This is a genomic window from Mycobacterium aquaticum (assembly GCF_002086485.1).
Taxonomy (GTDB): Bacteria; Actinomycetota; Actinomycetes; order Mycobacteriales; family Mycobacteriaceae; genus Mycobacterium; species Mycobacterium aquaticum.
Map to the genome: position 1 here is coordinate 1 of NZ_MVHF01000005.1, position 14,644 is coordinate 14,644.

A 14,644-nucleotide genomic window follows, 5' to 3' on the forward strand; every position below is an offset into this window, starting at 1 on the left:
CCGACCTCGGGCCCGGCCACCCGCCACCACTGACGAGATCCGTTGCACTGACCCCCACACGATTCCGCAACAGCCCGAAAGGCGTGCCACAACTGGCCACTCGGCGCAGCCGGCTGACTAGGTGTGCTGAGGGCTCTGCGCCTTCTTGTACATCGACTTCAGCAGCAGGTCGCGGAAGGTGTGGTTGTCCAGCGCCTTGAGGCCCGCACCGGCGACCCCCGGAATCCCCGCAAGCTTGTGGAAGAAGCGGCCGCGCCGGTACTCCCGACCCCACGTCGCCTGCATGCGCTGCGCGTAGTTGGTGAAATCGTCGGGGCCACCATTGGTCAGTGCCGCGATGGCGCATTCGCCTGCGGTCAAACCGGATTCGAGCGCCTTGGAGATACCGGCGCCGGATACCGGCTTGCCAGCACCCAGCGAGTCGCCGACGAACAGCACACCGGGACGCCAGGGCGGCCAGGCCGTGAAGCCCATGGGCAATCGCCAGGCCCGCACGCTCTTGTTCTTCTTGAGCTCCTCGATCGGCGGCAACTCCCACTCGCGGGGAAGCGTCCGGAGGAAGTCGCCGAGGAACTGGGTGGCGTTGATGGACTGCCAGTTCTTGTAGCTGTTGACGTAGCCGAGGCCGATGTTGAAGCGGCCGCCGCCCATCGGGAACACCCAGCCGTAGCCCGGCAGCTGATCGCCCTGGAACAGCAGCTTGAGATAGATGTCGAAGCTGTCGGAGTCGGGTCGGTTGGCGTGCATCTCCGAACGGATCGCGATCGCCGAGTAGCCGTTGTACTGGGAGTCGATCTTCAGCGCCCGCTTGATGGGGGAGTAGGCACCGTCGGCCGCGATGACCGCGTCGCCGTACACCTTCTCGCCGCTCTTGAGCACGACGCCCACCACTCGGCCGTTGGCGTCGAACTCGGGACCTGCCACCTCGGAGCCCTGACGCACCTCGGCGCCCGCCGACTCGGCGTGCTTGAGCAGCAGGGTGTCCAATTCGGTACGGCTGACGGTGTGGCCGTGGTTGGGCATGCCGGGACGGCGCGGGAACGACAGCTCCCACTCGCTGGGGCTGTACACGGTGACCTTGTTGATCCGATGGAACTTGGCGACCTCGTCGGCCAAGCCCATCTTCTGCAGGTAGCTCACCGCCCGGGCGGTGAGACCATCGCCACAGGGCTTGTCCCGCGGGAACTGCGCCTTGTCCAGGACGACCACCTTGGCGCCGGTCTGTGCGGCCTGCCACGCCGCGGCCGACCCGGAGGGGCCGCCACCGGCAATGACCAGGTCGTATCGCTGCGTCATGAGCCTCGTCTCATCGGTTGAGTGTCGCAGCGATAGTACCGAAGCCGGCTGTGTCCGGCGTGACTGGTACAACCGCCGCTCAGAGGGGTTGTTTGCGGATCATAGGTCGGTCTGGGCAGGTCAGCGCTATCAGGGCGAGTACAGTGATCGCGTGCGGCGAGGGGTGAGACCACATACCAGCGGCGAAGCGGGCGTCAAAGTAGACGCCCGCAGCGAGCGCTGGCGTGAGCATCGAAAGCGGGTGCGGTCCGAAATCGTCGAGGCCGCGTTCCGGGCCATCGACCGGCTGGGCCCCGAGCTGAGCCTGCGCGAGATCGCGGAGGAAGCCGGCACCGCCAAGCCGAAGATCTACCGCCATTTCGCCGACAAGTCCGACCTGTTCCAGGCCATCGGCGAGCGCCTGCGCGACATGCTGTGGGCGGCCATCTTCCCGTCGATCAACCTGGCCGCCGACCCGGCCCGCGAGGTCATCCGACGCAGCGTCGAGCAGTATGTGCGCCTGGTCGACGAGCATCCGAATGTGCTGCGGTTCCTGATCCAGGGCCGCTTTGCCGAGCAGAGCGAGTCGACCATGCGGGCGCTCAACGAGGGCCGCGGGATCACCCTGGCGATGGCCGACATGTTCTCCAACGAACTGCGTGAGATGGAACTCGACGGGGCGGCGATGGAGCTGGCGGCATTCGCCATGTTCGGTGCCGCGGCCTCGGCCACCGACTGGTGGCTGGGCAGCGAAGAGGACAGCCCGCGCCGGATGCCGATCGACGAATTCGTCGCGCATCTCACCACGATCATGGTGGGCTCGATCAACGGAACGTGTGAGTTGCTGGGCATCTGGATCGACCCAGATCTGCCACTGCACGAAGGTGTGCAGCGCCGCGAACACGTTGGCTGACCAGGTTCGTTGACAGCTGCGTCTCAGGTCCGCAGACTGGCGGATATCCGGTACCGGTGTTCCCAGGAAAGGACCTGAAGCCATGACGGCTGCCGAGCAAACCCCGCAGACCCAGCAACCTGTTCGGACCCGGGCCCTGATCATCGGAAGCGGGTTCTCCGGCTTGGGCATGGGTATCGAGTTGCAGCGCCGCGGGGTGGACTTCCTCATCCTGGAGAAGGCCGACGAGATCGGCGGGACCTGGCGCGACAACACCTACCCGGGCTGCGCCTGCGACATCCCGTCGCACATGTACTCGTTCTCGTTCGAGCCGAAAGCCGACTGGAGCCACATGTGGTCGTTCCAACCGGAGATCCAGGACTACCTGCTGGGGGTGACGGCCAAGTACGGGCTGCGGCGTTACATCCGGTTCAACACCCACGTGGACCGGGCGCACTGGGACGACGACGAACTGCGCTGGCACGTGTTCACCGACACCGGCCAGGAGTACATCGCCCAGTTCCTCATCTCCGGCGCCGGTGCCCTTCACATCCCGCAGATCCCCGACATCGAGGGCCGTGACGAATTCACCGGCACCGCTTTCCATTCCGCGCAGTGGGACCACAGCGTCGACATCAACGGCAAGCGCGTTGCCGTCGTCGGCACAGGCGCCAGCGCCATCCAGATCGTGCCCGAGATCGTCAAGGACGTCGCCGAACTGCAGCTCTACCAACGCACCCCTGCCTGGGTGATGCCGCGCGTCAACAACACCTTCCCGCTGTGGATGCGCCGCGTCTTCAGCTATGTCCCCGGCACCCGGGCGTTGCTGCGTGCCGCTATCTACTGGATCCACGAGGGTGTCGGGTTCGCCATGACCAAACAGCCGCGGCTGCTCAAGATCGGCGAGATGATGGGCCGCTACAACATCAACCGCAGCATCAAAGACCCGGAGCTGCGCCGCAAGCTCACGCCCACCTACCGCGCGGGCTGCAAGCGAATTCTCAACTCCGACACCTACTACCGCGGCATCGCCAACCCCAAGACCCAGGTGATCACCGAGCGCATCACGCGCATGACCCCGACCGGCATCGTCACTGCCGACGGTGTCGAGCACCCTGTCGATGTCGTGGTGTGGGCGACCGGTTTCCACGTCGCCGATTCGTACACGTACGTCGACATCAAGGGTCCCCGTGGCGAGGACCTGGTGGACCGCTGGAATCGGAGCGGCGTCGAGGCGCACCGCGGCATCGCGGTGGCCGGCATGCCCAACCTGTTCTTCCTGTTGGGACCGAACACCGGCCTCGGCCACAACTCGGTGGTGTTCATGATCGAGCAGCAGATCCGCTACGTCGCGCAGGCGATCTCCGCAGTCGACCACGCGGGCGCCCAAGCGCTGGCACCGAGCCGGCGCGCCCAGGACGAGTTCAATGCCCAGTTGCAGCACGAACTGACCGGCACGGTGTGGAACACCGGTGGTTGCAAGAGCTGGTACATGGACGAGCACGGCGTCAACCGCACCCTGTGGAGCGGCATGACGTGGCAGTACTGGCTGGCCACCCGCAATCTGGATCCGTCGGAGTTCGATTTTCTGCGGGACGGACGCGACACGAAAGCACTAGATGTCGGGGTCCCCGCGGGCGCTTAGCACCAGGGGTAGTGTCAGGGCAGACAAAGTGACCTGCGGAAATGGAGTTCTGGTGAGTGAAGGCATGAAGCTGATCGACCGGGTGTCAGCGATCAACTGGAACCGCCTGCAGGACGACAAGGACGCCGAGGTCTGGGACCGACTGACCGGCAATTTCTGGTTGCCCGAGAAGGTGCCGGTGTCCAACGACATTCCGTCCTGGGGCACGCTGACCGCCCACGAGAAGCAGATGACCATGCGCGTGTTCACCGGCCTGACGCTGCTGGACACCATCCAGGGCACTGTCGGCGCGGTCAGCCTGATCCCCGACGCGCTCACGCCGCACGAGGAAGCCGTCTACACCAACATCGCGTTCATGGAGTCGGTGCACGCCCGCAGCTACAGCAACATCTTCTCGACACTGTGCTCGACCGCCGAGATCGACGACGCGTTCCGCTGGTCGGAGGAGAACCCGAACCTGCAACGCAAGGCCGAGATCGTCATGCAGTACTACAAGGGTGACGAGCCGCTCAAGCGCAAGGTGGCCTCGACGCTGCTCGAGAGCTTCCTCTTCTACTCGGGCTTTTATTTGCCGATGTACTGGAGCAGCCGGGCCAAGCTGACCAACACCGCCGACATGATCCGGCTGATCATCCGCGACGAAGCCGTGCACGGCTACTACATCGGCTACAAATACCAGCGCGGGCTGGCCCTGGTCGATGAGGAAAAGCGTTCGGAGCTCAAGGATTACACGTACGAGCTGCTCTTCGAGCTCTACGACAACGAGGTCGAGTACACCCAGGACCTCTACGACGAGGTCGGGCTCACCGAAGACGTCAAGAAGTTCTTGCGGTACAACGCCAACAAGGCGTTGATGAACCTCGGCTACGAGGCGCTGTTCCCCAAGGACGAGACCGACGTGAACCCGGCGATCCTGTCGGCCCTGAGCCCCAACGCCGACGAGAACCACGACTTCTTCTCAGGTTCGGGGTCCTCCTACGTCATCGGCAAGGCCGTCAACACCGAAGACGAGGACTGGGACTTCTAAGCCTCGGGCTCGCGGGGCGGCAGCTTGATCAGCCCCGCGAGCAACAGCAACAGCGACGTCTGCGCCAGGACGCCGGGCGCCAGGGTCGGTGCGGGCCCGACCGTCTTGGTGGCGGCATACCACCACTGCTGGGTGGCCGGCATGGACTCCCAGGTGTCGGCGTAGCGCTGGTCGAGCGGCCCCGAATCATGGTTCACCGCAACATGATCGAGCACCCCGTAGGCCGACGCGCCGAGCACGACCAGCACCAGGATGCGAGAGATCAGCTGCGCACCGCGCGCGGGCAGTGCGGTCAGGACCGTGGCCACCGCGAGCACCGCGAGGGCGACCCACGGGATCAGTTGCTCCGGGTTGTTCCAGTGCCGCTCGCTGGCCAGTTCGAAGGCCGTCGCGAGGATACCCACGACGGTCAACGCGAACAGGGCTGCGCGGACGAGCCCCGCCCTGCGGCGGGAAGTCATGGGGTCAACGCGGACACGATCTTGTCCACGGTCTCCTGCCCGGGGTTGTACTTCGCCAGGTTGTCGCGCAGCTTGCCCAGGTTCGGATCGTCAGCAGGGTACGGCCGGTATTCGACGACCTCCGCTGCCCACCGGGACGGGTTGCTCACCCCGGCGGCTTTGAGCGCAGCGGCGATGTCGTCCTGCGATGCGGTGTTGGCCGACACCTTGGCGGCGGGGGCTGCGGTCACCGGGGCGGCGGTGGTGGACGCCGCCGCACCGGATGTCGTACTGGTGCTGTCGGCCGATGTGGAGCCACCGCAGCCGGTCAACGCGACAGTGGTCGCGATGCTTGCGGACACAATCAAAAGGGCTGCCTTACCTGACATGTCGTCTCCCTTGTGGCGTAGCGGCTAATGTAAGCACGATTCGCCGTCGCCACGGGTTCGATTGCGCAGATTGCTGGCAGTTCCCTGTGTTCAACCTGTGTCGAGTTACCGCCCTCGTGCCGGCTGGGCGGCGGTGGAAGCCGACGACGACGGCACTGTGGTGGGACGCTCGATGATGGTCGAATTCGCTGCGCCCACACGGTAACTGGCGCCGCGGTGCTCATCGGCGAGCCGGTCGCCGCGCCCCAGTAGCTTGTTGCGCAAGCTGCCCGGCGCGTACTCGGTCTGGTAGGCGCCGCGTGCCGTGAGCACCGGGACCACGTACTCGACGAAATCCGCGAACGAGCCGGGGGTGATGGCGTACGCCAGGTTGAAGCCGTCGACATCGGTCTCGTCGACCCACTCCTGCAGCGTATCGGCAACGCGTGCACCGGATCCCACGATGCGCGGGCCCATCCCGCCGATCTCGCCCCATTCGGCGATGTCGCGCACCGCCCACTCGCGGCCGTCCGGATCGGCGGACTGGAAGGCCTTGACCGCCGACAGGATCGCGTTCGAGTCGACGTTGCCGATCGGCTCGTCGAGCCCGTAGCGGGCCAGGTCGACCCCCATCCACCCGGACATGAACACCAGTGCACCCTCGGGATCGCCGTAGGACAGATACTCGGCGTGCTTGGCCGCGGCTTCCTCATCGGTCTCGGCAGTGATGATCGTGGTGAGGTTGAAGATTTTGGCAGCGTACGGATCGCGGCCGGCCAGCTCAAGTTCCGAGCGGATCGTCGAAACCGTATCGCGCAGAATGGCTTTGGTGGGTGCCGCGGTGAAGATGGCCTCGGCGTTCTCGGCGGCGAAGCGCACTCCGCGCGGCGACGACCCGGCCTGGTAGATCACCGGGGTGCGTTGCGTCGACGGCTCTGCGAGATGTACCCCCGGAACGCTGAAATGCGTTCCGGAATGGCCGATGTGGTGCACCTTGGCCGGATCGGTGAACACGCCGCGTTCGGCGTCGCGCACCACCGCGTCGTCCTCCCACGAACCTTCCCACAACTTGTAGAGCACCTCGAGGTACTCGTCGGCATGGTCATAACGGGCATCGTGCGCGGGCTGGTCGGTCTGGCCCATATTGCGTGCCGCCGCAGGCAGATAGCCGGTGACGACGTTCCAGCCGATGCGGCCGTTGGTCAGGTGATCCAGCGTCGACATCCGCCGGGCGAACGGATAGGGATGCTCGAAGCCGGTGCCGGTGGTGATGCCGAACCCCAGATTCTCGGTGACCAGCGCCATCGCCGAGACCAACAGCATCGGATCACCGACCGGAATCTGGGCGGCCTGGCGGATCGCGGCTTCATCGCTGCCGCCGTAGACGTCATAGGTGCCGAGCACGTCGGCGATGAACAGTCCGTCAAAACGGCCGCGTTCCAACAGCTTTGCCAGTTCCGTCCAGTAGGTGATGTCCTTGTAGCGCCAGGACTGGTCGGCCGGGTGGCGCCAGAGTCCGGGGGACTGGTGGGCGACGCAGTTCATGTCGAAGGCGTTGAAGCGGATCACACGGGTCACCGCGCCGAGCCTGCCCGTGCTCGGCGGGGGAGTCACCGGTTGTGTTCAGCCGGATTGTTTTTCACTGCTCAAGGATTAACGAGCAGTGAATACCTGGGAACTGTCTGATCTTCAGGTGGTGCCGACGGCCGCGTGATATGAGACTTGCGTGGTGACCGCACAGTCTCTCGTGACCTCGATCCTGAACTGGCTGCGCGCCGGCTACCCGGAAGGCGTTCCCGGCACGGACCGCGTGCCGCTACTGGCGTTGCTGCGCGCCACGCCGCTGACCGACGACCAGCTCAAAGAGGTCGTCCGCAACATCACCGCGAACGGCACCGCGTCGCTGGTGGACGGAAAGATCGACCGCGACGTGATCGCGGAATTCATCTCCGAGGTCACCGAGCACGACGCCGGCCCGGAGAACATCAACCGGGTGGCGGCCAAGCTGGCCGCCGTCGGTTGGCCCCTGGCCGGCGTCGATCGCGATGCGGGTGCTTCGGAGTAACTAGCCGCGCAGCGAAGCGGTATCGATGACGAACCGGTACCGCACATCGCTGGAGAGCACGCGCTCGTACGCCTCGTTGATGTAGTCGGGAGCGATGACCTCGATCTCGGGGGTCACGTCATGCTCGGCGCAGAAGTCGAGCATCTCCTGGGTCTCCGGGATGCCGCCGATCATCGAACCGGACAGGCTGCGCCGGTAGGCGCCCAGCGGGAAGAACGGCACCACCAGCGGCTTCTCCGGCGCGCCCAGCTCGACGAGCGTGCCGTCGGTGGCCAGCAGGCCCAGGTAGGCGCCCATGTCGAGGTTGGCCGACACGGTGTTGAGGATCAGGTCGAACTTGCCTGCCAGCTTGGTGAAGGTGTCCGGATCGCTGGTCGCGTAGTACTCGTCGGCGCCGAGCCGCAGACCGTCCTCCATCTTCTTCAGCGACTGCGACAGCACGGTGACGTGCGCGCCCATCGCGTGGGCGATCTTGACACCCATGTGCCCGAGGCCGCCCAGACCGATGACGGCGACCTTCTTGCCGGGGCCGGCGTTCCAGTGCCGCAGCGGAGAGTACAGGGTGATGCCCGCGCACAGCAGGGGAGCGGCCTTGTCCAACGGGATGCTGTCGGGGATACGCAGCACGTAGTTCTCGTCGACGACGATCGCGCCGCTGTAGCCGCCGTGCGTGGGCGTGCCGTCGCGGCCGATCGCGTTGTACGTGCCGACCATGCCGGTCCCGGTGCAGTACTGCTGCAGTCCGGCCTTGCAGTTGTCGCATTCGCGGCAGGAATCGACGAAGCAGCCGACACCCACGTGGTCGCCGACCTTGTACTTGGTGACCTCCGAGCCGACCTCGGTCACCACGCCGGCGATCTCATGACCCGGCACGACGGGGTAGTTGGGCTGGCCCCACTCGGCCTTCACGGTGTGGATGTCGGAGTGACAGATGCCCGCGAAGTGGATGTCGAATGCCACGTCGTGGGGCCCTACCTCGCGACGGGTGATGGTGGTCTTGGTCAGCGGCTCGGTTGCCGAGGTCGCGGCATACGCGGAAACAGTGCTCATCACAGCCCTCTTCGATCGTCGTCAGTACATGCGTCTGGGGACATTGGCCCAGGTAACTGGAGCGCCGCAGAACGCGGCCCGACACCTGCAACCATCGCGATGTCGACATTAGTCCCCCCATCGACTGTGACTTCGCTCCCTGAAGATGGGCTGGGAGCGGCGGCTCAGAGCCCGGGCGCGCGGATCGACCCGTTGAACGACACCCGCTCGTAGCTCACGAGCCCCTCCAGCGTGTATGGATCGGTGTCGATGATCTGCTGGGCATCCTCAACGCTGATGTCGCCGGTGATCAACACGCCGCCGCTCAGCGGTTCCAGACGGCCCGCGAGCAGGATGCGGCCGGCGGCCACCTCGTCGTTGAGCCATGCGACATGCGCCGCCCGGGTCTGGTCGACAACTTCGACCGGCTTCAGGTAGGTCAGCGTCAGGATGTGAAACACGGATGCAGACTATGCGGGCCCGGGCGGGACCCTGCATGCCCCCCGGCTATGCCGGTCGATCTCGTGATGACTGCGTTCGCGGCGGTCCGCGGCGGCATCGTCGGAGAGCCCCAGCACTCGCACGCAGGCGTCGGCCACGTGGAACGGTAGTTCAGCCCGTTGCGGACCTGCCGGCATCGACCACATGTTGACCAGGGATTCGACGAGACGAAAGGGCAGATCCGCGGCGGGCATGGGGATTCCGGTGCGGTTGACGACAGCCAGGCTCAGATCCAGATAGTGCAGTCGCAGCCGTTCGCGCTCCGACCAGAACGGCTGCAACTTGGCGTCCCGCAGTTCGGGCAGGAGGTAAAGCGCCCCGAGATTCCATCGCCCGGACATCAGCTGGGCGCCGTCGAATGCCGCGAGCGCGTGCAGGTGTTCTGCAGCTGTCAACGCGGGCTCGGCGCTGAGCAGGCTGGGGACGAATCCAAGAGTCGGGGCGACTGTCTGTTCCAGCAGTGCACACAGAATGTCGTCCTTGGTTTTGAAGTGGTGGTACAGGGACGCCTGACGCATGCCGACCGCTTCTGCGATCGTCCGTGTCGACGTACCCGCGTATCCCGTTGTGGTGAACAATTCCCCTGCGGCATCAAGGATTTCGTCGCGTGCCGTCAACCCCGGACGCCGCTGATCGTGCAGGCGCGGACGCCCTGCTCTGGTGAGCGGCATACGGCCATCGTGGCCCATCGTCAGTACGTGACGGAGATCCGCAGCTATCTGTCACCCGATAGAAACGCGTGACACGTGACTGTTACCGAAGTCGCTGATTGATTTACGTCCGCGACACCCGATCTCGCCGGCGTCCGTGAAAACTGTCGAGCGACAGGCTGCGGCACACGGTGGTGGCGCGGTATCCCCAATTCACTTCCGGGAGGCCACGATGCGCGAGGCCACGATCGCGGCTGCACCGCCACCGGTCGACGGTTCGGCCGTACCGGCCACGGCGCCGTCGAGCACACAGCCTGTCGCGACGGTCGGTGACCTGAACGTCACCTTCCGCCGCAACGGCCGTGACGTACGTGCGCTGCGCGGGGTCTCGCTGGCGATCGCACCGGGCGAGATCGTCGGGCTGGTCGGTGAATCCGGTTCCGGCAAGACGGTTCTGGGGTTCACGATGCTCGGCCTGCTACCGAACGCGAAGGTCGACGGGACGGTCCGCGTTGCGAATTCCGACATGATCAACGGTGACGGCAAGGCGCTGCGAAAGGTTCGCCGGCTGGACCTGGGCGCGGTGTTTCAGGATCCGATGACCTCTCTGAACCCCACCATGCGGATCGGCAAGCAGGTCGCCGAGGCCACCGGTAGCGACGACGAGGCGCTGCGCCTGTTGACGGCGGTCGGCATCCCTGATCCAGCCCGGCGGATGCGCTGCTTCCCGCATGAACTGTCCGGCGGACTGCGTCAGCGCGTGATGATCGCGATGGCCATCGCGGGCGACCCCGAGCTGATCATCGCCGACGAACCCACCACCGCACTCGATGTCACCGTCCAGGCCCAGGTTTTGCAGCTATTGCGGGGGCTGCGCGACCAGATCGGTTGCAGCATTGTGTTCATCACCCACGACCTCGGGGTAGCCGCCCAGATATCGGACCGTATCGCAGTGCTCTACGCGGGCCGCATCGCCGAGATCGGGCCCGCCGCAGAGGTTCTCCAGAACCCGGCGCACCCCTATACCCAGGGCCTGCTGCGTTCCCGGCTGACGTTGCAGACACCGCGCGGCCGGCGGCTCGCCGCACTGCCGGGGTCGGTGCCCAGCCCACTGGCACCGCTGCCGGGCTGCGCCTTCGTCCCGCGTTGCGAACTCGCCACCGACGATTGCACGAAGGCTCCACCCGATCCGATCTCGGTGGGGCCCGCGCGGGTCAGTGCATGTGTGCTACCGGCACGGCAGCGCACCGACGTCGAGAACCCAGCCAACCAGGAACCCGTTGCCGAGCAGTCGATTTCGAAGCCGAACACCGATCAGCCGCCGTCGATCGAACTGACCGAAATCATCAAGACCTTCTCCGTCGCCCGGCGCGGCAAGCTGCAGGCACTGCGCGGCGTGACACTGCGGGTCGGGCACGGCGAATCGGTGGCACTCGTCGGGGAAAGCGGATCGGGAAAATCAACGCTGCTGCGGGTGATCGCCGGCCTGGAGAAGGCCAGCTCCGGCAGTGTGAAACTCGCGGGGAACCAGCGACCGCAGATGGTGTTCCAGGACGCGGGCGCGTCCCTGACCCCGTGGCTGTCGGTCGGCGAACTCATCGCCGAGCGGCTGCGCGGCACCGGGATGTCGCGCGCGCAGCGCCGCGATGCCGTCATCGAGGTGCTGGCCCGGGTCGGGCTGCCCGCCGAGGTCGCCAAGTCGCGGGCCGGGCAGCTCTCCGGCGGTCAGCGCCAACGGGTTTCGCTGGCACGGGCCACTGTCGTGCCGCCGTCGGTGCTGCTGTGCGACGAACCGACCAGTGCGTTGGATGTCTCGCTGGCCGCATCGGTGCTCAACCTGATCGGTGACCTGCGCCGCAGCCTGGACATGTCCGTGGTGCTCGTGACGCACGACTTGTCGGTGGCCCGGGTGGTCGCCGACCGGATCGCCGTCATGTACCTCGGTCGGATTGTCGAAGTCGGCCCCGCCGAGCAGGTCATCGGCGATCCCGCCCACCCGTACACCCGCGCGTTGGTCGACTCGATCCCCGACCTCGGATGCGAATCCCGGGTGCTGCCAGGGGAACCGGCCAGCCCGCTGGCGCCGCCGCCCGGATGCGCCTTCCACCCGCGCTGCCCGATCTCCGTCGACGCCTGCGGCGGTGACCAACTCGACGTCCGCCTCGAAGGCTTCCCCGGCAATCCGCACCAGGTCGCCTGCATCGAACGGAAGGCGCTCTGATGGCTATCGCAGTCTCGGTTCCCGGCCTGGTCCGCGACAGCGGGCGGTGGCGACTCGCCCTGCCGCAGTCCCGGTCGATGATCGTCAACTGGACCGGGTTCTCTTTGGTGATCGTGGTGACGCTGATCGCCGTCGCGGTACCGCTGCTCGCGCCGCACGACCCGCTGACCCCGGTGAGCATGCCGCTGCAGGCCCCGGGCAAGAACGGATTCCTGCTCGGCACCGACAGTGTGGGCCGCGACATCCTGTCCCGGGTGCTCTACGGCGCTCGGTCCAGCTGGTTCGCCGCGCTGGCAGTGGTGGCGCTGGGCCTGCTGATCGGCGGGCTGGTCGGCCTGATCGCCGGTGCGACCGGAGGTTGGGTTGACGCCACGCTGATGCGCATCACCGACGGCTTTTTGTCCCTGCCCGCACCGGTGCTGGCGATCGCGGTGGTGGCGGCGCTCGGGCCGGGCTTCCTGCACACCCTGATCGCGGTGTCCATCGTCTGGTGGCCGTTCTACGCCCGGCTGGTGCGCGGCGAGGTGGCCCGGCTGGCCGCCCGGCCGCACGTCGAAGCGGCGAAACTGGCTGGTGTCAGCCCATTCCGGCTCGCTGTGCGACACCTGCTGCCGGGTGCGGTGCCGAACGCGCTCGTGGCGGCCAGTCTGGACGTCGGCACGTTGATCCTCACCCTGGCGGCGTTGTCCTTCCTGGGCCTCGGACAGGCCGCGCCTGCACCAGAATTGGGCGCCGACTCAGCCCGCAACCTCAGCTACTTCCTGCAGCAGTGGTGGATCCCGGTGATGCCGGGGCTCGGGGTGCTGGTGCTTGCGTTGATTGCCAACGTCGCCGGCGACTGTCTGCGCAATCTGATGAAGAACAACTAGGAGCCGCCCGCATATGAAGACATTCATCGCCTCCCGGCTGGGTGCCATGGTGGCCATCCTCGTCGGGCTGACCGCGGTGCTGTTCGTCCTGCAGAACATCTCGCCGCTGGATCCGGTCAAGGCTCAGCTGGGCGCCCAGGCCTCGGCTCAAGCCGTTGCCGCGCGGCGGGAAGCGCTGGGGCTCAACGACCCTGTGCTGGTGCAGTTCTGGCATTACCTGACCGGCGCCGTCAGCGGCGATCTGGGCACGTCCTACCGCACCCGGCACGCCGTGGTGTCCGACCTCGGTTCGTTCTTCCCGGCCACCCTGGAACTCGCGCTCTATGGGCTGGCCCTCGCGATCGCGCTGGCCGTGCTGCTCGCGTTCAGCACCACCCTGAAGTGGCGCGGGGCCGGGATACTGCGCGCGGTGCTGTACACCGGATCGTCGGCGCCGATGTTCCTGCTGGGCATCCTCGGGCTCATCGTCTTCTATCAGACCCTGGGCTGGGTGCCGGCGAACGGCCGGGTGGGAGTGACGAATCCGCCCGAAGGGCCGACCGGGCTGCTCACCGTCGACGGTCTGCTGCACGCCCGGTTCGACGTGGTCGCCGATGCGTTGCACCACCTGATCCTGCCGGCACTGGTCATCGCGATCGGCCCGGCCGTGGCGATCGGCCGGGTATTGCGCAGCAGCTTGATGGCCGACATCGACAGCGACTACGCCCGCACCGCGCGGGCCAAAGGCCTGTCCGAGAGCCGGATCATGGCCCGGCACGTGCTGCGCAACTCGGTCGGCGCAGCCTTGTCGATGACGGGACTCCAAGTGGGACTGATGTTCTCGGGTGTCCTGGTGGTTGAGCAGGTGTTCGGCTGGCCCGGTATCGGCCAGTACATCGCGCAGAGCATCCCGGTCGCGGACTTCCCGGCCATCGCCGGCGTCACGCTGATGCTGGGCGCCCTCTACGTCGTCATCAACACGGCCGTGGACCTGCTCCAGGCCGCCGCAGATCCCCGCATCGCAGTCACAGGAGGTTAGATGCCGAAACAGCCACTCATCGTGGGCAATCCCGTGCTTGTCGTGGTCGACATGCAGGAATCCGGCGATATGCCGGCCGAGGAGGTGGGCATCGCGCACATGCCCGGCTATGCCGACCGGATCGCCAACGCGCGACAGCTGATCGACGCCGCCCGCGCGGCGCGCATCCCGATCGTCTTCTTCCAGGAAGTGCACCGGGCCAACGGCGTCGACTTCGGCCGCGAACTCGACGGCTTCGAAGGCCCGCACTGTATCGACGGCCGGCCCGGCACCCCGCTGCACCCCGAATTGCTGCCCGACCTGGACGGACCCAACCACGAGTTCCACATCGTCAAGCGCCGCTACTCCGGTTTCATCGGAACCGAATTCGAGATCGTGCTGTCCGGCCTGAAGGCCGACACCCTGATCCTCATCGGCGGCCTCACCGATGTCTGCGTGCACTACACCTTCGCCGACGCGCACCAGCGCGACTTCTACGTGCGCGTCGTCAGTGACTGCGTCGGAGGCTCATCGGAGTACCGGCACGACGCAGCGCTCGATGCCATGGAGTACCTGCAGTCCGGTGCGATGCGGACCACCGAGGAGATCCTCACCGCGTTCGAAGAACTCGCCACCCCCGTCCTCGAAGGAGCCGCCCGATGATG

At 66.3% G+C, this 14,644-nt stretch carries 15 protein-coding genes; 8 read left to right on the plus strand and 7 right to left on the minus strand.

Annotated elements, in window-relative coordinates; genetic code table 11:
- Positions 1-117 precede the first annotated feature (117 nt).
- Entirely contained in the window at positions 118-1,296 is a 1,179-nt protein-coding gene (locus BST13_RS06875) for an NAD(P)/FAD-dependent oxidoreductase (protein ID WP_083161999.1), read from the minus strand.
- 151 nt (positions 1,297-1,447) lie between these two features.
- On the opposite strand from BST13_RS06875, the gene BST13_RS06880 reads away from it, so the two are divergent.
- The 3 genes from BST13_RS06880 (at position 1,448) to nrdF (ending at position 4,839) form a co-directional block, all read left to right on the plus strand.
- On the plus strand, positions 1,448-2,188 hold the full coding sequence (locus BST13_RS06880; protein WP_083162001.1) for a TetR/AcrR family transcriptional regulator: 741 nt from the start codon (positions 1,448-1,450) through the stop codon (positions 2,186-2,188).
- Positions 2,189-2,270: 82 nt separating this feature from the next.
- The gene (locus tag BST13_RS06885) at positions 2,271-3,812 is read left to right on the plus strand and encodes a flavin-containing monooxygenase (protein ID WP_083162003.1); all 1,542 of its coding nucleotides are present in this window, start codon (positions 2,271-2,273) and stop codon (positions 3,810-3,812) included.
- A gap of 64 nt (positions 3,813-3,876) precedes the next feature.
- Complete coding sequence (nrdF, locus tag BST13_RS06890) at positions 3,877-4,839, plus strand: class 1b ribonucleoside-diphosphate reductase subunit beta (RefSeq protein ID WP_036422030.1); 963 nt, start codon at positions 3,877-3,879, stop codon at positions 4,837-4,839.
- On the opposite strand, the gene BST13_RS06895 is transcribed toward nrdF, so the two are convergent.
- From BST13_RS06895 to BST13_RS06905, 3 genes are all read right to left on the minus strand, one after another.
- Entirely contained in the window at positions 4,836-5,300 is a 465-nt protein-coding gene (locus BST13_RS06895; RefSeq protein ID WP_083162005.1) for a hypothetical protein, read from the minus strand. The genes nrdF and BST13_RS06895 overlap by 4 nt on opposite strands.
- Positions 5,297-5,668 (minus strand): hypothetical protein, encoded by a 372-nt coding sequence (locus BST13_RS06900; RefSeq protein ID WP_083162007.1) that lies wholly within the window; start codon positions 5,666-5,668, stop codon positions 5,297-5,299. Before BST13_RS06900 ends, BST13_RS06895 begins: the two co-directional genes overlap by 4 nt.
- Positions 5,669-5,773: 105 nt before the next feature.
- A complete protein-coding gene (locus BST13_RS06905) occupies positions 5,774-7,225 on the minus strand; it encodes an LLM class flavin-dependent oxidoreductase (RefSeq protein ID WP_083162009.1) in 1,452 nt (483 codons plus the stop codon).
- Between the two features lie 151 nt (positions 7,226-7,376).
- Between BST13_RS06905 and BST13_RS06910 the strand changes: the two genes are divergently transcribed.
- Entirely contained in the window at positions 7,377-7,712 is a 336-nt protein-coding gene (locus BST13_RS06910; protein WP_083162011.1) for a DUF3349 domain-containing protein, read from the plus strand.
- On the opposite strand, the gene BST13_RS06915 is transcribed toward BST13_RS06910, so the two are convergent.
- The 3 genes from BST13_RS06915 to BST13_RS06925 all read right to left on the minus strand — a co-directional run bounded on the left by BST13_RS06915 (position 7,713) and on the right by BST13_RS06925 (position 9,913).
- Positions 7,713-8,762 (minus strand): NAD(P)-dependent alcohol dehydrogenase, encoded by a 1,050-nt coding sequence (locus tag BST13_RS06915; RefSeq protein WP_083162013.1) that lies wholly within the window; start codon positions 8,760-8,762, stop codon positions 7,713-7,715.
- Between the two features lie 164 nt (positions 8,763-8,926).
- Positions 8,927-9,202: a YciI family protein gene (locus tag BST13_RS06920; protein ID WP_083162015.1), complete on the minus strand. Its 276-nt coding sequence runs from the start codon at positions 9,200-9,202 to the stop codon at positions 8,927-8,929.
- A gap of 9 nt (positions 9,203-9,211) precedes the next feature.
- A complete protein-coding gene (locus tag BST13_RS06925) occupies positions 9,212-9,913 on the minus strand; it encodes a TetR/AcrR family transcriptional regulator (protein WP_083162017.1) in 702 nt (233 codons plus the stop codon).
- A gap of 211 nt (positions 9,914-10,124) precedes the next feature.
- Here BST13_RS06925 and BST13_RS06930 point away from each other — a divergent pair, with 211 nt between their 5' ends.
- Genes BST13_RS06930 through BST13_RS06945 form a run of 4 tightly spaced genes read left to right on the plus strand, consistent with a single transcriptional unit; the run spans position 10,125 to position 14,642 of the window.
- Complete coding sequence (locus BST13_RS06930) at positions 10,125-12,113, plus strand: ABC transporter ATP-binding protein (protein WP_083162019.1); 1,989 nt, start codon at positions 10,125-10,127, stop codon at positions 12,111-12,113.
- Positions 12,113-12,982, plus strand: a complete 870-nt coding sequence (locus BST13_RS06935; RefSeq protein WP_083162021.1) for an ABC transporter permease — start codon at positions 12,113-12,115, stop codon at positions 12,980-12,982. The genes BST13_RS06930 and BST13_RS06935 overlap by 1 nt, the downstream gene beginning before the upstream one ends.
- Before the next feature lie 13 nt (positions 12,983-12,995).
- On the plus strand, positions 12,996-14,000 hold the full coding sequence (locus BST13_RS06940) for an ABC transporter permease (protein ID WP_083162023.1): 1,005 nt from the start codon (positions 12,996-12,998) through the stop codon (positions 13,998-14,000).
- Entirely contained in the window at positions 14,001-14,642 is a 642-nt protein-coding gene (locus BST13_RS06945) for a cysteine hydrolase family protein (protein ID WP_083162025.1), read from the plus strand. It begins immediately after the preceding gene.
- Positions 14,643-14,644 lie beyond the last annotated feature (2 nt).

Coding starts and splice junctions, on each gene's coding strand:
- BST13_RS06930 (WP_083162019.1), top strand. CDS start 10,125: ATGCGCGAGGCCACGATCGCGGCTGCACCGCCACCGGTCGACGGTTCG.
- BST13_RS06885 (WP_083162003.1), top strand. CDS start 2,271: ATGACGGCTGCCGAGCAAACCCCGCAGACCCAGCAACCTGTTCGGACC.
- BST13_RS06915 (WP_083162013.1), bottom strand. CDS start 8,762: ATGAGCACTGTTTCCGCGTATGCCGCGACCTCGGCAACCGAGCCGCTG.
- nrdF (WP_036422030.1), top strand. CDS start 3,877: ATGAAGCTGATCGACCGGGTGTCAGCGATCAACTGGAACCGCCTGCAG.
- BST13_RS06925 (WP_083162017.1), bottom strand. CDS start 9,913: ATGCCGCTCACCAGAGCAGGGCGTCCGCGCCTGCACGATCAGCGGCGT.
- BST13_RS06945 (WP_083162025.1), top strand. CDS start 14,001: ATGCCGAAACAGCCACTCATCGTGGGCAATCCCGTGCTTGTCGTGGTC.
- BST13_RS06900 (WP_083162007.1), bottom strand. CDS start 5,668: ATGTCAGGTAAGGCAGCCCTTTTGATTGTGTCCGCAAGCATCGCGACC.
- BST13_RS06875 (WP_083161999.1), bottom strand. CDS start 1,296: ATGACGCAGCGATACGACCTGGTCATTGCCGGTGGCGGCCCCTCCGGG.
- BST13_RS06895 (WP_083162005.1), bottom strand. CDS start 5,300: ATGACTTCCCGCCGCAGGGCGGGGCTCGTCCGCGCAGCCCTGTTCGCG.
- BST13_RS06940 (WP_083162023.1), top strand. CDS start 12,996: ATGAAGACATTCATCGCCTCCCGGCTGGGTGCCATGGTGGCCATCCTC.
- BST13_RS06935 (WP_083162021.1), top strand. CDS start 12,113: ATGGCTATCGCAGTCTCGGTTCCCGGCCTGGTCCGCGACAGCGGGCGG.